Annotated in this window: 9 protein-coding genes and 7 pseudogenes; 10 read left to right on the top strand and 6 right to left on the bottom strand. The window is 54.5% G+C overall.

Going from position 1 to position 19,786, the window contains the following annotated elements; genetic code table 11:
• Positions 1-36 precede the first annotated feature (36 nt).
• Positions 37-786 carry a CPBP family intramembrane glutamic endopeptidase gene (locus JCM13996_RS05780; RefSeq protein WP_054750369.1) on the top strand — a complete coding sequence of 250 codons (750 nt, stop codon included), beginning with the start codon at positions 37-39 and terminating at the stop codon, positions 784-786.
• Between the two features lie 597 nt (positions 787-1,383).
• Here the strand turns inward: JCM13996_RS05780 and mnmG are convergent.
• The 6 genes and pseudogenes from mnmG to rpmH form a co-directional block, all read right to left on the bottom strand.
• Positions 1,384-3,284 (bottom strand): annotated as a pseudogene (gene mnmG / locus JCM13996_RS05770) (tRNA uridine-5-carboxymethylaminomethyl(34) synthesis enzyme MnmG).
• A gap of 14 nt (positions 3,285-3,298) precedes the next feature.
• Positions 3,299-4,687: pseudogene (gene mnmE, locus JCM13996_RS05765) on the bottom strand (tRNA uridine-5-carboxymethylaminomethyl(34) synthesis GTPase MnmE).
• 202 nt (positions 4,688-4,889) lie between these two features.
• Positions 4,890-5,681, bottom strand: coding sequence for an RNA-binding cell elongation regulator Jag/EloR (jag, locus tag JCM13996_RS05760; RefSeq protein ID WP_054750367.1), 792 nt, complete (start codon positions 5,679-5,681; stop codon positions 4,890-4,892).
• Between the two features lie 91 nt (positions 5,682-5,772).
• A pseudogene (gene yidC / locus JCM13996_RS05755) lies at positions 5,773-6,565 on the bottom strand (membrane protein insertase YidC).
• Positions 6,566-6,636: 71 nt separating this feature from the next.
• Positions 6,637-7,022: pseudogene (gene rnpA, locus JCM13996_RS05750) on the bottom strand (ribonuclease P protein component).
• 203 nt (positions 7,023-7,225) lie between these two features.
• Positions 7,226-7,366, bottom strand: a complete 141-nt coding sequence (gene rpmH, locus JCM13996_RS05745) for a 50S ribosomal protein L34 (RefSeq protein ID WP_054648404.1) — start codon at positions 7,364-7,366, stop codon at positions 7,226-7,228.
• An 866-nt stretch (positions 7,367-8,232) separates the two neighbouring features.
• On the opposite strand from rpmH, the pseudogene dnaA reads away from it, so the two are divergent.
• The 9 genes and pseudogenes from dnaA (at position 8,233) to ssb (ending at position 19,728) form a co-directional block, all read left to right on the top strand.
• Positions 8,233-9,573: pseudogene (gene dnaA, locus JCM13996_RS05740) on the top strand (chromosomal replication initiator protein DnaA).
• Positions 9,574-9,768: 195 nt separating this feature from the next.
• Positions 9,769-10,908, top strand: a complete 1,140-nt coding sequence (gene dnaN, locus JCM13996_RS05735; protein ID WP_054750364.1) for a DNA polymerase III subunit beta — start codon at positions 9,769-9,771, stop codon at positions 10,906-10,908.
• 405 nt (positions 10,909-11,313) lie between these two features.
• Entirely contained in the window at positions 11,314-11,529 is a 216-nt protein-coding gene (gene yaaA, locus JCM13996_RS05730; RefSeq protein ID WP_054750362.1) for a S4 domain-containing protein YaaA, read from the top strand.
• A 2-nt stretch (positions 11,530-11,531) separates the two neighbouring features.
• Positions 11,532-12,653 carry a DNA replication/repair protein RecF gene (gene recF, locus JCM13996_RS05725; RefSeq protein ID WP_054750361.1) on the top strand — a complete coding sequence of 374 codons (1,122 nt, stop codon included), beginning with the start codon at positions 11,532-11,534 and terminating at the stop codon, positions 12,651-12,653.
• A 50-nt stretch (positions 12,654-12,703) separates the two neighbouring features.
• A pseudogene (gene gyrB / locus JCM13996_RS05720) lies at positions 12,704-14,661 on the top strand (DNA topoisomerase (ATP-hydrolyzing) subunit B).
• Between the two features lie 92 nt (positions 14,662-14,753).
• Positions 14,754-17,374, top strand: a pseudogene (gene gyrA, locus JCM13996_RS05715) (DNA gyrase subunit A).
• Between the two features lie 295 nt (positions 17,375-17,669).
• Entirely contained in the window at positions 17,670-18,593 is a 924-nt protein-coding gene (locus tag JCM13996_RS05710; RefSeq protein WP_082383848.1) for a Gfo/Idh/MocA family protein, read from the top strand.
• A gap of 229 nt (positions 18,594-18,822) precedes the next feature.
• Positions 18,823-19,119 (top strand): 30S ribosomal protein S6, encoded by a 297-nt coding sequence (gene rpsF / locus JCM13996_RS05705; RefSeq protein WP_054750358.1) that lies wholly within the window; start codon positions 18,823-18,825, stop codon positions 19,117-19,119.
• Positions 19,120-19,152: 33 nt separating this feature from the next.
• A complete protein-coding gene (ssb, locus tag JCM13996_RS05700; RefSeq protein ID WP_054750356.1) occupies positions 19,153-19,728 on the top strand; it encodes a single-stranded DNA-binding protein in 576 nt (191 codons plus the stop codon).
• Positions 19,729-19,786: the final 58 nt, after the last annotated feature.

Below are 19,786 nucleotides of genomic sequence, written 5' to 3'. Positions count from 1 at the left end.
CCCGGGAAATAACGCCCGGTACTAAGGAGGCACTACATGCAAACCGCTGAATTCCGCTGGTCGTGGCGTTGGCTCGTCCGGCAAACTCTGTCTGTGCTCCTGATGGCAGTCTGCACCATTGGCCTCTTCTTTTATCAAGTTCCCATCGTCATAGTGACGCGCTGGCTGCGCGCCGCGGTCGGTCCCATTACTGAACTCCAGCTGCTACACCAATACGATTGGTGGCTCGCCCTCATCACCATTACCGCAGCCCTGATACAGTTCGGCGTACTCATGTGGCTATACCGGCGGCAATTACGTCGGGCTAACCCCCTTGGCATTCACCGTCGTCGCTTTCGGATTGAAAGTTTATTCTTCTTGGTGACCATGTACGCCGTGATCATTGGGGCTAACCTGGGCTACAACCACTTTAGCCACTTTACCCAGGCACACAACCAACAGTTGATTACGTCCAGCTTTAATTACATGCCATTAACCTACTTTGTCATGATTGCACTGTTGGCACCGTTCCTCGAGGAGCTCACCTTCCGCGGCATTTTCATGAACCTGTTCTGGCGGCGTAATAACCGGTTAAATAACATTATGGCGTGTGTAACGAGTGCCCTGTTGTTTGCGTTCATGCACGAACAGCACCTGTCCCTTGCCTACCTGTTATACTTTTCACTTGGTCTGGTATTAGCCGCTACCTACCGGTACCATCATGACCTCCGTTATTCGATTGGCCTACACATGTTTAACAATGGTATCCCGGCCATTGCCATGCTTGTGCAGACCTTCGTCCATTAGTGGTTAGGCAACGTTACCGGTAAATATACATTGTGCTGAATAAGCCCGGCACACCAGGCTTGTGAAATACAGCCGCACGCGTAATCCCAGCCATGCCAATGGCTGCAGCAATCATCATTATTGTGTTGCACAAGCATAAGTGGACTTTTATTTGTAATATTTATGGCCCTAATTCTCTGCTATAATTTGCAGTGCGCATTAATCAGCGTCACCTATCCCGGGATGGGTGACCAATGGAGGGGTCTCATGATTGAACAAACAACTTTAACGAACCGTATTGCCATCAATGATAGTACTTTTATCACAATCTCTCCGAAAAAAAACATACAATCTGGAAGTGTGGGAGTACGCAGACGACGGTACCAAGCTGCACCGGATGGGCCGAATGGATTACAAATTCCGCAGGGATACGTTTGCAGGTTTTCTCTACCGTCTGTTCCCGGACATTGATTTCATTCAGATTCACGCCTTACAAAAGCAGATCAATCCTTTCTTTGACTTTGAAGTGTAATTATTTCCCGGGAAATAATTAGCAGTGCACCAGCCAAGGAACGAAAAAAGCTCACCATCAACCGATGGTGAGCTTTTTGTTTGACCCTAGGCGTTGACCCGCTGGCCCTGTTCAATAAATACAGCTAAGATGGCAAGATCTGCCGGGTTCACCCCACTGATTCGGCCCGCTTGGGCGAGCGTAGTGGCTCAATCTTACTCAACTTTTGCCGGGCTTCCGTGGCCAGGCCGGAAATCTGGTCGTAGTCTACCCAGGCCGGAATCTTCTTGGCTTCCTGACGGCGTAACTTAGCAATCCGCTGCTCGTCCTTCCGGATGTAACCCTGGTACTTTTCCTGAATCTCAACCTGTTCCAGCACCTGGTGATCCAAATCGGGCACGTCAATTAATTGCCGTAAAACGTCGTAATCGACCTCAGGCCGCCGTAAGAACTCAGCAGCGGTGACGCTGTCCTTCAGCGGGGCATCACCATGAGCCGTCAGCCACGGGTTAGCCACGGCTGGCTTAATGCGCACCTTGTTAATCCGTTCACGTTCGGCGTTGATGGCATCGCGCTTAGCACAGAAGCGTGCGTAATCCGCGTCGCTGACCAGTCCCAACGAGTGGCCCTTGTCCGTTAACCGTAAGTCCGCGTTATCATGCCGCAAAATCAGACGGTATTCCGCCCGGCTCGTCAGCAAGCGGTACGGCTCGTTAGTCCCCTTGGTGACCAAATCGTCGATCATGACGCCAATATAGGCCTCATCACGCCCCAGAATGAACGGATCGCGACCCTGAACGCGCAACGCAGCGTTGATACCAGCGATCAGGCCCTGCCCAGCGGCTTCTTCATACCCGCTCGTCCCGTTCATCTGTCCGGCAGTAAAGAGGTTCTGCACCCGCTTGGTTTCCAGGTTGGCCCGCAGTTGCCACGGCTCGATGATGTCGTACTCAATCGCGTAACCCGGCCGCATCAAACGGGCATTCTGGAGTCCCGCCACGCTGTGGAGCATCTGCAACTGAATCTCTTCGGGCATGGACGTAGAAAAGTCGCCGACATAGTACTCATCCGTGTCCCGACCTTCTGGCTCGAGGAACAGTTGGTGCCGCGGTTTATCCGCAAAACGGACCACCTTGTCCTCAATCGACGGGCAGTAGCGCGGACCGACGCCTTCAATGACACCAGAAAACATCGGAGCACGGTCCAAGTTATCACGAATAATTTTGTGAGTCGTACTGTTGGTGTAGGTCATCCAGCAGGACAGCTGGTCCTTCAGGTACACCGAATCCGGGGTACTAAAGCTAAAGTGGTGCGGCTCCTTGTCGCCCGGCTGCTCTTCGGTCTGGTCAAAGTCGATGGTGTTGCCATCCACACGCGGCGGCGTCCCGGTCTTGAAACGGCGAAGCTTGAAACCCAGTTTCTCCAGGTTCTCGGACAGGTGGATGCTTGGTAGGGAATTATTGGGACCACTACTGTACATTAACTCACCAATGATGATCTTGCCCCGGGAACTCGTGCCGGCCGTCAGCACCACAGCCTGGGCGTGGTAACGCGCGCCGGTGGCGGTCACGATGCCCTTGCAAACGCCGTCTTCGACGATCAGCTTTTCCGCCAATCCCTGACGTAATGTCAGGTGTGGTGTCTGTTCAATCGTATGCTTCATGGTGCGGTGATAAGCGGCTTTGTCCGCCTGCGCGCGCAAGGCCCGCACGGCCGGGCCCTTGCCCGTGTTGAGCATCCGCATCTGTACGTAGGTTTGGTCAATGTTGCGCCCCATTTGACCACCGAGGGCATCAATTTCGCGCACCACGACCCCTTTGGCGGGTCCCCCGACGGACGGGTTGCACGGCATAAACGCCAGCATGTCCAAATTAAGGGTCACGAGTAACGTTTCTTGCCCCATCCGGGCGGCGGCTAGCGCAGCTTCACAGCCGGCATGGCCTGCACCCACTACGATCACATCATACGTAGCCGCATCGAATTCTTTTACTGCCTTTGGTTCTGTCACAATCGTTCCTCCTACTACTTGCCCAAACAAAATTGACTGAATAACGTCGTAATCAATTCGTCGGGCGCTGCATCACCGGTTATTTCACCCAGTCGGTCCCACGCATCCGTGAGGTCCATCTGTACCATATCCAGTGGCACCTCGTTGTCCAGTCCCGTGAGGACGTCCCGGAGTGACTGCCGGGCCTGCCGTAACAAGCCCGCCTGCCGTGCGTTGGTGACCATCACCTCGGCCTGCCGGTTGGCAATGCCGCCCATAAACATGGTGCTGATACGCTCTGCTAAGCGTCCATCCCCGCTGTCGTGACCACGGAGGTCGCCAACACGTCAGCCGGTTCTACCCACTCTGCCAGGTCCGCCGCCGTAAACGCGGTCGGCAGGTCCTGCTTGTTGAGTAACACGATGCGATGTTGCTTCTGAGTCGCTTGTAACAGTTCGCGGTCCTCATCCGTGAGTGGGTGGCTGGCATCCAGCACCAGCAGCACGAGGTCTGCGGCCGCCAACGCCGCCCGGGAGCGTTCGACACCAATTTTTTTCCACCTTATCGTCGGTATCGTGAATCCCGGCCGTATCGACCAGCCGCAACGGGACGCCGCGCACGTTGACATACTCTTCCAGCACGTCACGCGTGGTACCCGCCACGTCCGTCACAATGGCTTTGTCTTCGTGCAGGAGGTAATTAAGCAGGCTGCTCTTTCCCACGTTAGGACGACCGACGATGGCCGTAGCCAGGCCGTCACGCATAATCTGGCCCTCCGTCGCCGTCTGGAGTAACCGGTCAATGTCCTTGATAACCAGCTCGGCACACTGGCGCATGGCCTGGGCCGTCATCTGGTCCGTGTCGTACTCCGGGTAGTCGATGTTGACCTCCTCCTGGGCGAGGACGTCTAGCACTTTCTGGCGGGTCGCGCGAATTTCGGTCTCCAAACCACCAGCGAGTTGGTGCTCCGCTACGTCCATTGCCCGGTCGGTTTTGGCGCGAATAATATCCATCACGCCCTCCGCCTGGGTCAAATCGATGCGCCCATTCAGAAAGGCGCGCTTGGTAAACTCACCGGGTTCGGCCATCCGGGCCCCCGTGCCAACAACTAGGTGTAGCACGCGGTTGGTGGCCAAAATACCCCCGTGGGTATTGATTTCGACTACGTCTTCGCAAGTGTACGTCTTGGGCGCCCGCATCACGCTGACCATGACCTCATCGATCACGGCGTGCGTATCGGGGTCGACAATGTGCCCGTAATTGATCGTGTTCGTGGCCACCTTGGTCAAGTCGCGACCACGAAACAGCGCGTTCACCGTCTTGATGGCATCCTGACCAGAGACACGAATAATGGCAATGGCCCCCTCACCAGGCGGCGTAGCAATCGCCGCAATGGTATCAAACGCAGTTACATTCTGACTCATAACGCTCCTCCTTACCGTAATTACTCGTAACGGGAACAAAAAAAAGCGCCCACCACCCCCACCACGTCGGGGGTGACTAAGCACTTTGACTGCCTCGTCACTAGATCGGAAGCGCACTGCCAAAGTAGCAGCGCGACCCAACCAATACGTTTTCTATTCTGTCGTTAAATATACTCAATTACCCGGGCACTGTCAAAAGCGGCTACCGCTGGGGGCTCACGATCACCGCGCGATCGTCGCCACGCCCCTCAGAGCGCGTCTCCACGTGCGGATTATCGCCGAGCTCCTGGTGAATCACCTTCCGCTCAAAGGGAGGCATCGGGTCTAAATACACGGGCCGGCCCGTAGCAACCACCTCGAGCGCCGTACGCTTTGCCAGCCGCCGCAACGTGGCCCGACGCCGTTCACGGTAGTCGCCCACATCTAGCGTCATGATCCACTTACCATGGCTATGGCGGTCATAGACCGTCTGCGCCACGAACTGCAAAGCGTTGATCGTCCGGCCGTGGCGTCCAATTAGGGACGCCTCCCGGTTGCTGGTAAGGTGAAACGTCATCCCGCCATGCACCTTCTCGTGGCGGACCGTGACCTTCATCCCCATGTCGGCCCCCACGGCCTGGAGCATGGTGGTGATGGCCTGCACGGCCGCGTGGTTGGCGGCTGCGTGCTTGCTGACGTGACTGCCCACCTGTTCCGACGAGGCAGCCGCATTCAGGGCCAGTTCACGTTCGTCGGCGTGGTCCGGCGTACTCTTACGCGCTTCTGCCCGTGCAGCCGACTCAACAGCGGCGGTCCGCACCAGTGACGCCGTCGGTTCCGGCGTTACCGGATCGACCCGGGTCAATTCAACGATGGCCGGGTGGGCCCCCAAGCCAAAGAAACCGGCTTTGCCCTCCTGAATGACCCGGACCTGCACCTGCTCCCGCGTGACCCCCATGGTGAGGATACCGGTATCAATAGCAGACGCGATGTTTTTACCCTCAAACTGCGGCATAGTGTCCTCCCATTAACGTCCTAACGCTTCAATGCTAACGGGGCCGGTGACAACGCTCGTCCCGGCCCCGTATCAATCACTTACTATCGTACTACTTGTGTCCCAAGGCACGCTTGCGGGCCTTGCGTAATGCCCGTTGCCGGTCCTTTTCAGCCTGTGCTTTAGCTTCACGAGCCCGTGCTAGCTTGAATGGGTTTTGAATCAGGAACGTTTGTACCAAGGAGAACGCGTTCGTAACCACCCAGTAAATCGACACGGCACTGGGTAAGCTCAGCGCCATGATGAAAATAAAGATCGGCATTACGGCGACCATGATCCAGTTCATGCTGCTCTGGACCGGCTGCGCCATCATCGATACCCAACTCGTGAGCCCGGTGAAGACCGCCGCCAGAATACCCATGATGTACAGGGGGTCAGGACTCCCCAAAGACATCCAGAGGAAGTGCCCCACTTTCAGGGCCTCCGTCCGGAAGATGGCCTGATACAGTGCGAACAGGAACGGCATCTGCACCAGCATTGGCAAACAACCCATGACGGGGTTTACGCCAGCCTCCGCGTACAACTTTTGGGTCTCATCGCGTAGCTTTTCCTGCGTGGCCGGGTCCTTAGCGCTGTACTTTTTTTTGCAATTCCTTCATTTGCGGAGCGATTTCGCTCTGCTTAGTCATGTTCTTCGTGGAAATGTAGGACAGTGGGAAGATCAAGATCCGGATAATCAAAGTAAAGACGATGATCCCGACACCACTATTACCGCCAAAGAGCTTGGCCAACCACAAAATGAACTGTGCGGCGTTGTAGATGACGTACCGGTCCCAAAAGCCGGTACTGTGACTCGTAACCGGGCTGGTAGAACAACCGGCCAAAACCAACACTAGGCCGAGCATTGCGACTACCGCGAGGATACGTTTTGTCTGTTTTCTCACGAGATTTTCCCCCACTGAATAAGTATTGAGCGTTACTTGCTGGAACTATGTGTCGTTGACCCTAATGCTGACGGCGGCAACATGCCCGCCAACACGAAAGCGTGGATCAGGTTTTGCTTGGTCCCCGCCATGTCGAGTTCCGCCGCTCCTTTGCGTGCGATGATGAGAAAGTCGACCTGATCGGGCAACTGCCCCTTCAACTCTAATAACGTTTGGCGAATGTAGCGTTTGATCTGGTTACGGGTAACCGCAAAGTGGCCCACCTTTTTACCCACCGAGATACCTACGGTAGTGCTTAGCGTCTGGCCGCGCAATGTGGTAGATCACAAAGTTGCGGTTCGCCACGGACTGGCCATGGTCAAAAACATCTTGAAATTCGTCCTCTTTTTTTAATGCGGTACGACTTGCGTACACCCATGTCCATCCTCCTGTTACCTATAACCTGCCAACAGTATACCAGTCACCATCAGCTCCCAACAATATGTAGTGGCGCACCACAACCGAAAATTTAACGTCAATCAGGCGACACGCGCCGTAAATAAAAAAATAGGGCCCAGGACTCTTACGTCCCCGGTCCCTATTAACGGTACTATTCTCGGAGCAAATGCCCCAACGCTAGCTTTAGGCCGTCAGCTTCTTGCGACCCTTAGCACGGCGACGCGCCAAAACATGGCGGCCGTTTTTAGTACTCATACGCTTCATAAAACCGTGAACGCGTGCACGGTGACGCTTCTTGGGTTGAAATGTACGTTTAGTAGTCATCAGGGCACCTCCTCGCATGAACTTTTTATGTTCAGTACAGATTACAAACTCAAACAAAATAGTATTATACGTGTCCGCGCGGAAACCGTCAAGTATTTCAACTTGAACACCCCTTGCCGATGATACACCGCACCCACTATATACCCGTTATACCCGTTGAACATCGTTCTGCCAGCTAACTGCGGGGGCGGGCAGTGACTTAGTGGCGCGGTAGCGCGTGCGCTAGACCACTACGGGTTTGATAAACCACCCCACGCTAACCGCGGCCAACATGAAACCGTCAACTGGCCCCGAGTACGCCCCAGCGGGCTACTCACTGGGCAACTTATCAACAGGCTGACGGAACTAGCTTGTCCACCAGTCCCCGTTGTCAAAAGCTGTGGATAATTTTCGCAATCCGGTTACACCTGGTCACTTATACCAAACTTATCAACAAGTTTATCGGGAATACACACGGTGTTTAAAAACTATCCACATTTCCGAAAACGTTTGTGGATTTTTGCGATAAATGCCGCTATAGCAGCATTACTTATCCACAAGCAGTGAGTGAATATTCGTTTTTTTGCAACCGAGTTATCCAGTTTTCCCCAGCTTGGCCCTGCGCTTATCCACAAGGCTGAGAACATGTGCTTTGTCCACCCGGTGGATTGTGTGGACGAACTTTTTTTTACGCTTGTGTCCGCGTGGCCTGTGGAAAACTCCTTACAAAACTGCTAAAATATATCCAGTCAGCACCGTTAACGCCGGTGGCGGAAGAAATTGACCCCACCAGCCGTTTTTTTTAACGGCGTAAAAGGCCCGTCATACGGGCAATCACGAATAATATGCCGTAATTGGCATGTAAATCAATCAGAGGGGGAGCTGCCGTGGCCGCACTGGATGAACTATGGTCTTACATTGACGAAAAATTCCATAATGATATGACCACCATGAGCTACACAACCTGGATCGGCCAGGCTACACCCGTTAGCCTGGAAAACAACGTCCTCGAAATACAAGTACCGGATCAGTTACACAAAGCTTACTGGGACAAGAATTTAGCTACTAAAGTGATTGAATTTGCGTACGCCTACAACGGAATCGAAATCACCCCCCACATCACGCTCGCTACCGACAACACCAGCACGCCGCAAAAGAACGCGACCAATAGTGATGCGCGGGCAGACATCCCACGGGGGGATGACCGTCTGAACAGCCGGTACACCTTTGAAAACTTCATCATTGGGAAGGGCAACCAAATGGCGCATGCCGCAGCGCTGGCCGTGTCCGAGGATCCCGGGACCCTGTACAACCCGCTGTTTCTATACGGCGGCGTGGGCCTGGGTAAGACCCACCTGATGCAAGCCGTGGGGCACCAGATGTTGGCCACCAATCCTGACATTCGGATCAAGTACGTTACCAGTGAAGATTTCACTAATGACTACATCAATTCCATTCGTAATAATGATGGCGACCGGTTCCGGCGGGAGTACCGTAACGTCGACCTCCTATTAGTAGATGATATTCAGTTCTTCGGCGAAAAGGTCGGAACGCAGGAAGAGTTCTTCCACACGTTCAACGCCCTTTTTGACCGTAACAAGCAAATCGTCCTCACTAGTGACCGCCTGCCTAACGAGATTCCTAGCCTGGAAGACCGCCTGGTGTCCCGGTTCAAGTGGGGGCTATCCGTTGATATCAACCCACCAGATTTGGAGACGCGTATCGCCATCCTGCGGAGCAAAGCTACCAACGAAAACATTTCGGCACCCGACGATGCGCTCACTTACATCGCGGGTCAGGTTGATAGCAACGTGCGTGAACTCGAAGGCGCGCTGCTTCGCGTGAAGGCCTATGCCGCTTTAAAACATGCCGCCATCACTAGTAGCCTGGCCGCCGACGCATGAAGAGCCTCAACGTGGCCAAGAAAGACAACAGTTTGTCGATCCGCCAAATTCAAGAAACTGTCTCCCGGTATTACCAGGTGGAAGTCGCCGACTTGTTGGGCCGCAAGCGGGTCAAGCAGATCGTGATGCCGCGCCAAATCGCCATGTACCTCGCCCGTGAAATGACGGATAGCTCGTTACCAAAGATTGGTAAGGAGTTTGGCGGTAAGGACCACACCACCGTGATCCACGCGTACGAAAAAAATTGAGGGGTTGCTGAAGACGGACAAGGACCTGAAGAACGAGGTTGCCGATATTCGGAACCAACTTAAGAATCGCGGTTAGCCACATGCTTGTGGACAACCTTCCGGGTTACCCCAAGAGTTTTCCACAGGTGGATACACAGGCACTTTGCCGGTCTTATCGGTAGCACCGTTCATTTGCACAGGATTCACAGCACCTACTGCTTTTACTACTTTTTTTTCTTTTAAATATTATATATATAACCTACACGCAACCGAGCACTAGGGAGGATTGACCATGAAGTTTACCATCAACCGTAACAGTTTCATCCGGACGTTTAATGACGTTAGCCGGGCCATTAGCACCAAGACCACCATTCCCGTACTAACGGGACTCAAGCTGGTCGTTGAAAGTAACGCCCTGATTCTAACTGGGTCCGACGCTGATATTTCTATTGAATCGACCATCAGTGCCGATGACGAAGATAACGAACTGGTGGTAACCGAACCGGGAGCAATCATCCTGCCAGCCAAATTCTTCGGTGAGATCATCAAGCGTCTGCCCGAAAGTACGATGACCCTCAGCCAAAGCGGTGACTCACTCCAGACCACGATTACTAGTGGGGCCAGCGAATTTACCATTAACGGTTTGGAAGCCTCGACGTACCCGCAATTACCAACCATTACGGCGGCCCAATCGCTGAACCTGCCAGCGGACATCCTGCACCAAGTGATTGCCCAAACAGTCATTGCAGTTTCAACCGAGGAAAGTCGCCCGATTCTTACTGGGGTCCACGTCACCATCAAGGACAACCAGCTCTTGGCAGTCGCCACCGATTCACACCGACTCGCTCAGCGTAAAATTGAGCTTGATGATAGCGTGAGCGACGCCGACTTTGTCATTCCTGGGCGTAGCCTCAACGAGTTGGGGCGGATGCTGGGGGACGACGTCAAGACGGTTGAGTTGCGCATCGCCGAGAACCAGGTACTCTTTAGCTTTGACCACACGGCCTTCTTTTCCCGATTGCTGGATGGTAACTACCCGGACACGTCACGGTTGATTCCCAAGACGGCGAACACCACGATTGAGTTTGAGGCTCCGGCACTACTCGCCGCCATCAATCGGGCCAGCCTGTTATCACACGAGAGTCGCAACAACGTTGTCCGCTTGTCACTCAAAGTTGACGAGCAGACCGCGACGTTGTTCGGTAACTCGCCGGAAGTCGGGAACGTGGAGGAACAGCTAACGTTCACAAACCTGCAAGGTGAGGACATCGAGATCTCCTTTAACCCCGATTACATGAAGGTAGCCCTGCAGGGAGTGGGGCAAAGTACCATTGAGGTGGCGTTTACCGCACCGTTGCGGCCGTTCACCCTGGTCCCGAGCGAGGATCACGAGCACTACGTCCAGCTAATTACACCGGTCCGGACGTTCTAATTAGCAACTGAACAGCAGCACATTGGCGCCATACGCACAGCGGCGGCGGTTCTTTTGACCAACATTCGGTCAGGAACCGCCGCCGCTGTGCGTTTTGTGCATACGGACGGGTGGAAAATGAAAATAATCCGTGAAAATAACGGTACCGGATTAGGCAACCCGGCGGTAACGGCCGTGGCCAAATTTTGGCCCAAATAAACCTGAATCGCCGTAAAACTCATTCTCAGCCGTTTTGAGGGGGACTCGATACCCGATACTACATAAACTTAATGTGCGATAGCGGCCGTTATATGGCGCGTTTAGGTTGTGTGCGGCCATGAAAAACGATATAATATATAAGTAAGAAAAAAACACGATTGCGGCAATTAAGGCTCATGCAGTCCGCGGTTAAGGGAGTGAAAATGAATGCAGACAATTACAATTACCACCCCGTACCTCACTTTAGGGCAGATGCTGAAGGAAGCCGGGGTGATTAGTACTGGTGGTGCGGCCAAGTGGTATTTAGCCGAGAACACCGTTCAGGTCAACGGCGAGGATGAGAGTCGTCGGGGCCGTAAGCTGGTTTCTGGCGATACCGTCACCCTACCTGATGGCGCCATTTTCACGATTGCACAAGCCTAAACATGTACTTGCAACACCTGACCCTGCGCGATTATCGCAATTACCAATCAGTCGACACGGACTTTTCGCCGCAAATCAACGTGCTGATTGGGGCTAATGCTCAGGGAAAAACTAATCTATTGGAAAGCGTATACGCCCTCGCGTTGGCCCGCAGTCACCGCACGAATAACGATCGCGACCTGATTCGCTTTGGCAGCGACTTTGCGCGGGTGGATGGCACCGTGGTGCGTAGTACCGGTCCCGTCAAGCTGGGGCTGGTGGTCAGTAAGCAGGGGAAGCGCGCCCGCGTCAACGGACGTGACGCTCCGCGGCTGTCACAGTACCTCGGCAAGTTGAACGTGATTTTGTTTGCTCCGGAGGACCTCAACCTGGTCAAAGGTAGCCCGGCATTGCGGCGGCGCTTCATTGACATGGAGTTTGGTCAGATGAGCGCCAAGTACCTCTATAACCTGGCCCAATATAAAGCCACGCTCAAGCAGCGTAACGCCTACCTGAAGCAACTGAAGTATGGTCAAGCCCACGATACCGTGTACCTAGACGTGTTGACGGAGCAACTGGCTCAATTTGGGTCGGGCGTGGCCGTCGCGCGGGCAACGTTACTGACAAACATGGGGCAGTTCGCGGGGGTAATCCACCACGATATCACGCGGGGTGAGGAAAACCTAGCGTTACGCTACCAGACGCAGATCGACACGGACGCACTACAAAACGCGGCGGACACTGCGGCGGACCTGATGCAGCAGTACACGCAAGCACGACCGCGCGAACTGGATCAGGGCACGACGTTGGTAGGCCCCCACCGGGACGATATCGAGTTCATCGTTAACGACCGGAACGTGGCTGTGTATGGCAGCCAGGGGCAGCAGCGGACCGCAGCGTTGGCCGTGAAGTTAGCTGAAATTGATTTGATGAAACAGGAAACTGGGGAGTATCCGGTGTTATTGCTAGACGACGTGTTATCCGAACTGGATGATGCGCGGCAGACGCACCTACTCAAAGCCATCCAGGATAAGGTGCAGACCTTTTTGACCACCACCAGTATGGATGGTATTGCCCAGGAAATAATTCAAGCACCCAACGTACTGCGAGTGCAGGCGGGAACCTTACAGGCACAAACGAACTAAGGTTACGCTACTTTGAATCACAGATGGCAACATATTAGGGAGGAATCATAGTGAGCGACAAGGATATTGAGCGCGAGACCAAGGCCCAACGCGCGGCGGAATACGATGCCAGCCAAATTCAGGTGCTGGACGGGCTGGAAGCGGTCCGTAAGCGCCCCGGCATGTACATCGGCTCAACGAGCAGTCAGGGGCTACACCACCTGGTATGGGAAATTATTGATAACGGGATCGATGAGGCTCTGGCTGGTTTTGCTACCACCATCGACGTGACCGTTGAAGCGGACAACTCCGTGACGGTTGTGGATGATGGTCGTGGGATTCCCGTTGACATCCAGAAAAAGACCGGCAAGCCCGCCCTGGAGACGGTTTACACGGTCCTGCATGCCGGTGGTAAGTTCGGCGGTGGCGGTTATAAAGTTTCCGGTGGGCTGCACGGGGTCGGCGCGTCCGTTGTGAACGCGTTGTCGACGCACGTCGAAGTCGAGGTCACCCGTGGTGGTAAGCGTTACGGCATTACCTTTAAGCGTGGCCGGGTAGACAAGCCAATGTATGTCATTGGTGATGCGCCCGCGGACGCGCACGGGACTAAGGTCCACTTTGCACCGGATCCAGATATCTTTACCGAAACCACGGTCTTCGACGACAAGGTGTTGGTACGGCGGATTCGTGAGCTGGCCTTCCTGAACAAAGGCTTGCGCCTGACGTTTACCGACAAGCGTGCCGATACGGCCGAAAAGAAGGAGTTCCTGTACGAAGGTGGGATTCGGCACTACGTTGAATACCTCGATGAGGGGCACGAGACGTTGCTCCCGGAACCAATCTACGTGGAAGGTTCACAGGACGGCATTACGGTGGAAGTGTCCTTGCAGTACACGGATGACTTCAAGACGACGCTGCTCACTTTTGCCAACAATATTCACACCATTGAAGGTGGAACCCACGAATCAGGGTTTAAAGCCGCGTTGACGCGGGTCGTTAATAACTATGCCCGCAAGAGTGGCGTGCTGAAGGACAGCGATGACGCGTTGGGTGGGGATGATGTGCGCGAAGCTTAACCGCCGTCGTGTCCATCAAGCACCCCGACCCACAGTTTGAAGGGCAAACCAAGACGAAGCTGGGAAATTCGGACGCCCGGACCGTTACGGACCGGATGTTCTACGACCACTTCAGCAAGTACCTGATGGAGCACCCGAGTGAAGCCCGGATGATCGTGGACAAGGCGATGCTGGCCAGCAAGGCGCGTCTGGCGGCCAAGCGGGCCCGCGAAGTTACGCGGCGTAAGAGTGGCCTGGAGATTTCCAGTCTGCCCGGCAAGCTGGCTGATAACTCCAGTAAGGATCCTGAGATTTCCGAGTTGTTCATCGTTGAAGGGGACTCAGCCGGTGGGTCCGCGAAGAGTGGGCGTAGCCGGTTGACGCAGGCCATCCTCCCAATTCGTGGGAAGATTCTGAACGTCGAGAAGGCCAGCATGGAACGCATCCTGGCCAACGAAGAAATTCGGACTTTGTTCACGGCCATGGGGACCGGCTTTGGGGAGGAATTCGATGTCTCCAAGGCGCGGTACCACAAGCTGATCATCATGACGGATGCCGATGTCGACGGGGCGCACATTCGGACGCTGCTGTTGACGTTGATTTACCGGTACTTGCGGCCAATTCTGGACGCAGGCTACGTGTACATCGCGCAGCCACCGTTGTACCGGGTACGGCAAGGCAAAATGATGCGGTACATCGATACGGATGAAGAACTGGAAGAGGTCTTGGGGCAGTTACCACCATCACCGAAGCCAGAAATTCAGCGGTACAAAGGTCTAGGGGAAATGGACGCATCCCAGTTATGGGAGACGACCATGGACCCAGAGCGGCGCCGGTTACTGCGGGTTTCCGCAGCGGACGCGCAGGATGCCGAGCAGGTCTTTGAAGTATTGATGGGTGACAAGGTTGAGCCACGGCGGAAGTTTATTGAAGATAACGCCGTGTACGTGGATGCGAAGAATATCGATGCGTAGAGAGCGGCAACCCGTTGCGGCTTGCCGTGGGGTGTATCTCGAGACCCTCAGTTATGCATTTTAAAGTTTTGAAGTAATGAGGAGATTAACTAATGGACAATTCAGGCGATCACCGCATTGAGACCGTAAAACTGGTACCAACAATGCGTAAATCATTCCTGGAATACGCGATGTCCGTCATTGTGGCGCGGGCCTTGCCTGACGTGCGCGACGGATTAAAGCCCGTGCAGCGGCGGATTCTTTATGGGATGAACGAGTTAGGCGTGACGCCCGACAAGCCGTACAAGAAGAGTGCGCGTATCGTCGGTGACGTTATGGGTAAGTATCACCCACATGGTGATTCTTCCATCTACGAAGGGATGGTCCGCATGGCGCAGGACTTTTCCTACCGGTACATGTTGGTGGATGGTCACGGTAACTTTGGTTCCGTCGATGGTGACGGGGCGGCAGCTATGCGTTACACCGAAGCCCGGATGAGCAGAATTACCATGGAAATGCTCCGGGACATCAATAAGGACACCATCGACTGGCAAGATAACTATGATGGCACTGAAAAGGAACCCGTTGTTTTACCAGCCCGGTTCCCGAACCTGCTGGTCAACGGGGCGACCGGGATTGCTGTCGGGATGACGACCAACATTCCGCCGCACAACCTATCTGAAGTAATTTCGGCGTTGCACGTGCTGATGGATAACCCGGACGCCACTACGGCCGATTTGATGAGCGTGTTACCAGGACCGGACTTCCCTACTGGCGGGATCGTCATGGGCAAGTCGGGGATCCGTAAGGCTTACGAGACTGGTCAGGGGACGATTACGGTCCGGGCCAAAGTCGAAATCGAGACCACCAAGACGGGCCGCGAACGCATTGTGGCGACGGAAATACCGTACATGGTCAACAAGGCTAAGCTGGTGGAACGCATCGCCGACTTGGCACGTGACAAGAAAATCGACGGGATCACGGACGTGAACGATGAGTCCGACCGTGAGGGGATGCGCATCGTCATCGATGTGCGGCGCGACATGAGTGCTAGCGTCATTTTGAACAACCTGTACAAGATGACGCCGTTGCAGGTCGGCTTTTCCTTCAACATGGTCGCCATCGTTAATAACGCCCCGAAGACCCTGTCCCTGAAGGAAATTCTGCAGTACTACCTGCAGCACCAGGAACAGGTTATTCGTCGGCGGACCGCCTTTGACCTGAAGAAGGCGCAGGCGCGGGAACACATCCTGCAAGGGTTGAAGATCGCGCTGGACCACATCGATGAGATCATCAAGATCATCCGTAGTTCGCGGACGGGTGACATCGCTAAGCAGGAATTGATCAACCGCTTTGATTTGTCCGACAAGCAGAGCCAGGCCATCCTCGATATGCGGCTGGTCCGGTTGACTGGTTTGGAGCGGGACAAAGTCGAGAAGGAATTGGCCGACGTCCTGGCGAACATCGCTGATTACAAGGATATTTTGGCCAAGCCGGAACGGATTCACCAAATTATCTATCAGGAGCTGCTGGACATTCAGAAGAAGTTCGGTGACAAGCGGCGGACTGAAATTCAGGTGGGCGATATTGCCAGCATCGAGGATGAGGACCTCATTGAAGAGGAGAACGTCGTGATTGCGTTGACGCACAATGGTTACGTCAAGCGCGTGCCGGCGGCGGAGTTCAAGACGCAGAACCGTGGCGGACGTGGCATCCAGGGGATGGGTGTGCACGACGATGACTTCATGGAGCACTTGATTTCGACCTCGACGCATGACGTGCTGTTGTTCTTCACCGATGCCGGAAAGGTTTACCGGATGAAGGGTTACGAAATTCCTGAGTACGGCCGGACCGCCAAGGGCTTGCCGATCATCAACTTGTTGGGCATTAACGCCGACGAGAAGATTCAAGCGGTCATTACGGTGCCGCGGGACCGTGAAGGGGAACACTACCTCTTCTTTGTCACCAAGCAGGGCGTGGTTAAGCGCACGGCGGTTGCGGAATTTGGTAACATCCGGCGTAACGGGCTGATTGCCATTAACCTCAAAGATGATGATCAGCTGACCAACGTCATGCTGACGGAAGGTAACGACAACATTCTGATTGGGACGCACAACGGCTACTCCGTCACGTTCAACGAGAGTGCGGTGCGTGGCATGGGTCGTTCAGCTGCTGGTGTGCGGGGGATTCGCCTCCGCGAAGGCGACTACGTGGTTGGTAGTGACATTATGCGGCCAGGTAGCGACGTGTTCATCATTTCCGAGAAGGGTTATGGCAAACGGACGCCAGTCAGCGAGTACCCAGTTAAGGGCCGTGGCGGGAAGGGTATCAAGACCGCAAACGTCACGACGAAGAACGGGCCGCTGGCCGGCGTGACGACCGTTGATGGTACGGAAGATATTCTGGTGGTCACCGATGCGGGGTAATGATTCGCTTCCGGTCGGGAAGTGTTTCGCAAACTGGTCGGGCCACGTTGGGTGTCCGGTTGATTCGGGTCGATGACGACACCAAGGTGGCGTCGATGGCCAAAGTTGAGCCGGATGGCGATGATGATGACGATCAGGCTGTTGGCACTGACGGCACCACACCAGACACTGGTGGTAGCGAGTCGCCGGCAGCCGACTCCCAGGGTGAGGACACGCAGGACGTGGACGAACTGGTACGCCGTGCTGAGGCGGACTCGGACGACGACGCGATTAATGGCAACGGCGATGATAACGTGCGCGGCGAGTAACGGTGCACGACGGTAATGCAGTACGCGACTGTTGCCAGTATTGTGGCTGTAACACTATATGTAGAAATTAGTATGTAAAAAGTACTATATCTTGTGGATAACGGTGTGGGTAAATTGCCCGACCGTTATTTTTATACTCTGCACGCGGGTGGCCGTGCGGGTTATGGGCGTTAGCCGGACACAATTAAACGCTGTGGGTAACCACTCGTTAAGTCCATGCGGAATCCTCCGTGCTGACGTATCCCCACCCTGGTCAGGGTGGTAAACTAAAACCAACAAACATCGTTTATGGAGGCTGCAACTATGCAAAAAAATCGGCGTTATCGGGCTCGGCAACATTGCCCAAAAGGCGTACCTACCCATCATGGCAGGACTGCAGGATCAATACGAGTGGCACTTGGCCACGCGGAATCAGCACAAAGGTGAGTACCTGGCGGGCCGCTACGGCTTTACCCACCTTCACCAGACACTGGATGAGTTGCTTGCCGTTCAGCCCGTGGCCATTTTCGTGCACACACCGACCAGCACGCACGTGGAGATTATTGAGCAGCTTCTTAATGCGGGGATCAACGTGTACGTCGACAAGCCCGTAGCGGAAGACATTAATGAGGTCCGGCGCTTGTATGCGTTGGCTGCGGCGAAGGGATTACTCCTGACGTGCGGCTTCAACCGCCGCTTTGCGCCGGCCCAGCGCCGCCTCAAGGACATGCCAAACAAGCAGTTGGTCCAGGCGACCAAGGACTGCAACTTTATTGCGCAGGACGCGCGCTTTGCCATCTTTGACTTGATGATCCACAACGTTGACACGGCCGCGTGGTTGCTCGATGAACCGATCATGGACGCGCGGGCACGGGTCCTGACGGATGATGAGGGCAACCTCTTGCAGGGGTACCTCGAACTGCAAACGGCCCACAGTCAGGGCTTCGTGTCGACGAACATGGATGCCGTTAATAGCGAGGAGGTCACGGTAACCACGCCGGGGATGCGGGCACGCGTCACCGACCTGGCGCACAGCGAGCTTCGCGATGGCAACGGCGCGACCCAGATGGAACGACCCGGTTGGGAAACAACGTTGCGGACGCGGGGCTTTGAATCCCTGGTCCAGACATTTCTCGATGCGGTCAGCAACGGCGGCGACAACCCCGTGAGTCCAGAATCGAGTATCCAAAGTCACGAGTTGTGTACGCTACTGGTTCGGGCCATCGATGCACAAGAGTAAAAAAAGCTTCGTTGGTCGTAGTCGGCGGGGGTCTGGTTGCGAAATGACTTTACATCACCGTAACTAGCGTACGCGACATCTGGTGTGCCCGTACCGACGAAATGTATTTGCGACGATGTACCAACTATGGTAAAATGCTAGATTGTGAGTAAGTAGCCATCCGGCTGCAATTACTCCTTGCTCGCGGCAAGGACCGTGGGCCCAAGACCATAAGGAGGTGAATAGTCAAATGGCTGAAACTAAGTACGAGATTACCTACATCATTCGTCCAGATATCGACGAAGCTGCAAAGACCGCACTGGTGGAACGTTTTGACAATGTTGTAAAGGATAACGGTGCTACCATCGTTGATTCTAAGGACTGGCAGAAACGCAAGTTCGCTTACAAGATTGGCAAGTACACTGAAGGTACGTACCACATCATCAACGCAACCGCTGAAGATGACAAGGCTGTCAACGAATTTGATCGTCTTGCTAAGATCAACGGCGACATCTTGCGTCAGATGATCGTTAAGCGCGAAGACTAATCTGGGAATCGACAGTCATAGGGGGACGAAGGAATGATTAATTCTGTCGTATTAGTTGGTCGCCTGACCCGAGAAGTAGACTTACGTTACACCCAGAGTGGTGCGGCGGTAGCGAGCTTCTCGGTGGCCGTTGATCGGAACTTTACCAATCAGCAGGGTGAACGGGAAACCGACTTTATCAACTGCGTTATGTGGCGGAAGGCCGCTGAAAACTTCGCAAACTTTACGCGCAAGGGTTCCTTGGTGGGTATCGAGGGCCGGATTCAAACCCGGAACTACGAGAACCAGCAGGGCCAGCGGGTATATGTGACCGAAGTGGTAGCGGACGACTTTAGTTTGCTGGAAAGCCGCGCCACGACCGAAGCACGGCCGCGGGAAAACGGTAACGCCAACAATAATCGTTCTTTCAATAATCAAGCTGCTCCACAGCAGCAGGGTGGTCAGACGGGCGCCCCGTCCGCAGGCTTTGGCAACGATGGTAGTCATAATACTGCACAACCAAGCAGTAGTGCTGCCAGCCAGGACCCGTTCTCCAGTCCCGACCCATTCGCTAACGATAATAACGGTAGCGGATCGATCGATATCTCGGATGATGACCTACCCTTCTAAATAACAGCACTGGGTGGCACCGTGTCGAGGCGTGGTGCTCCCTGACTATGAGAAGGAG

It is taken from the genome of Lacticaseibacillus thailandensis DSM 22698 = JCM 13996 (assembly GCF_001312865.1).
Lineage (GTDB): Bacteria > Bacillota > Bacilli > Lactobacillales > Lactobacillaceae > Lacticaseibacillus > Lacticaseibacillus thailandensis.
This window is presented reverse-complemented; position numbering and strand designations above follow the sequence as displayed.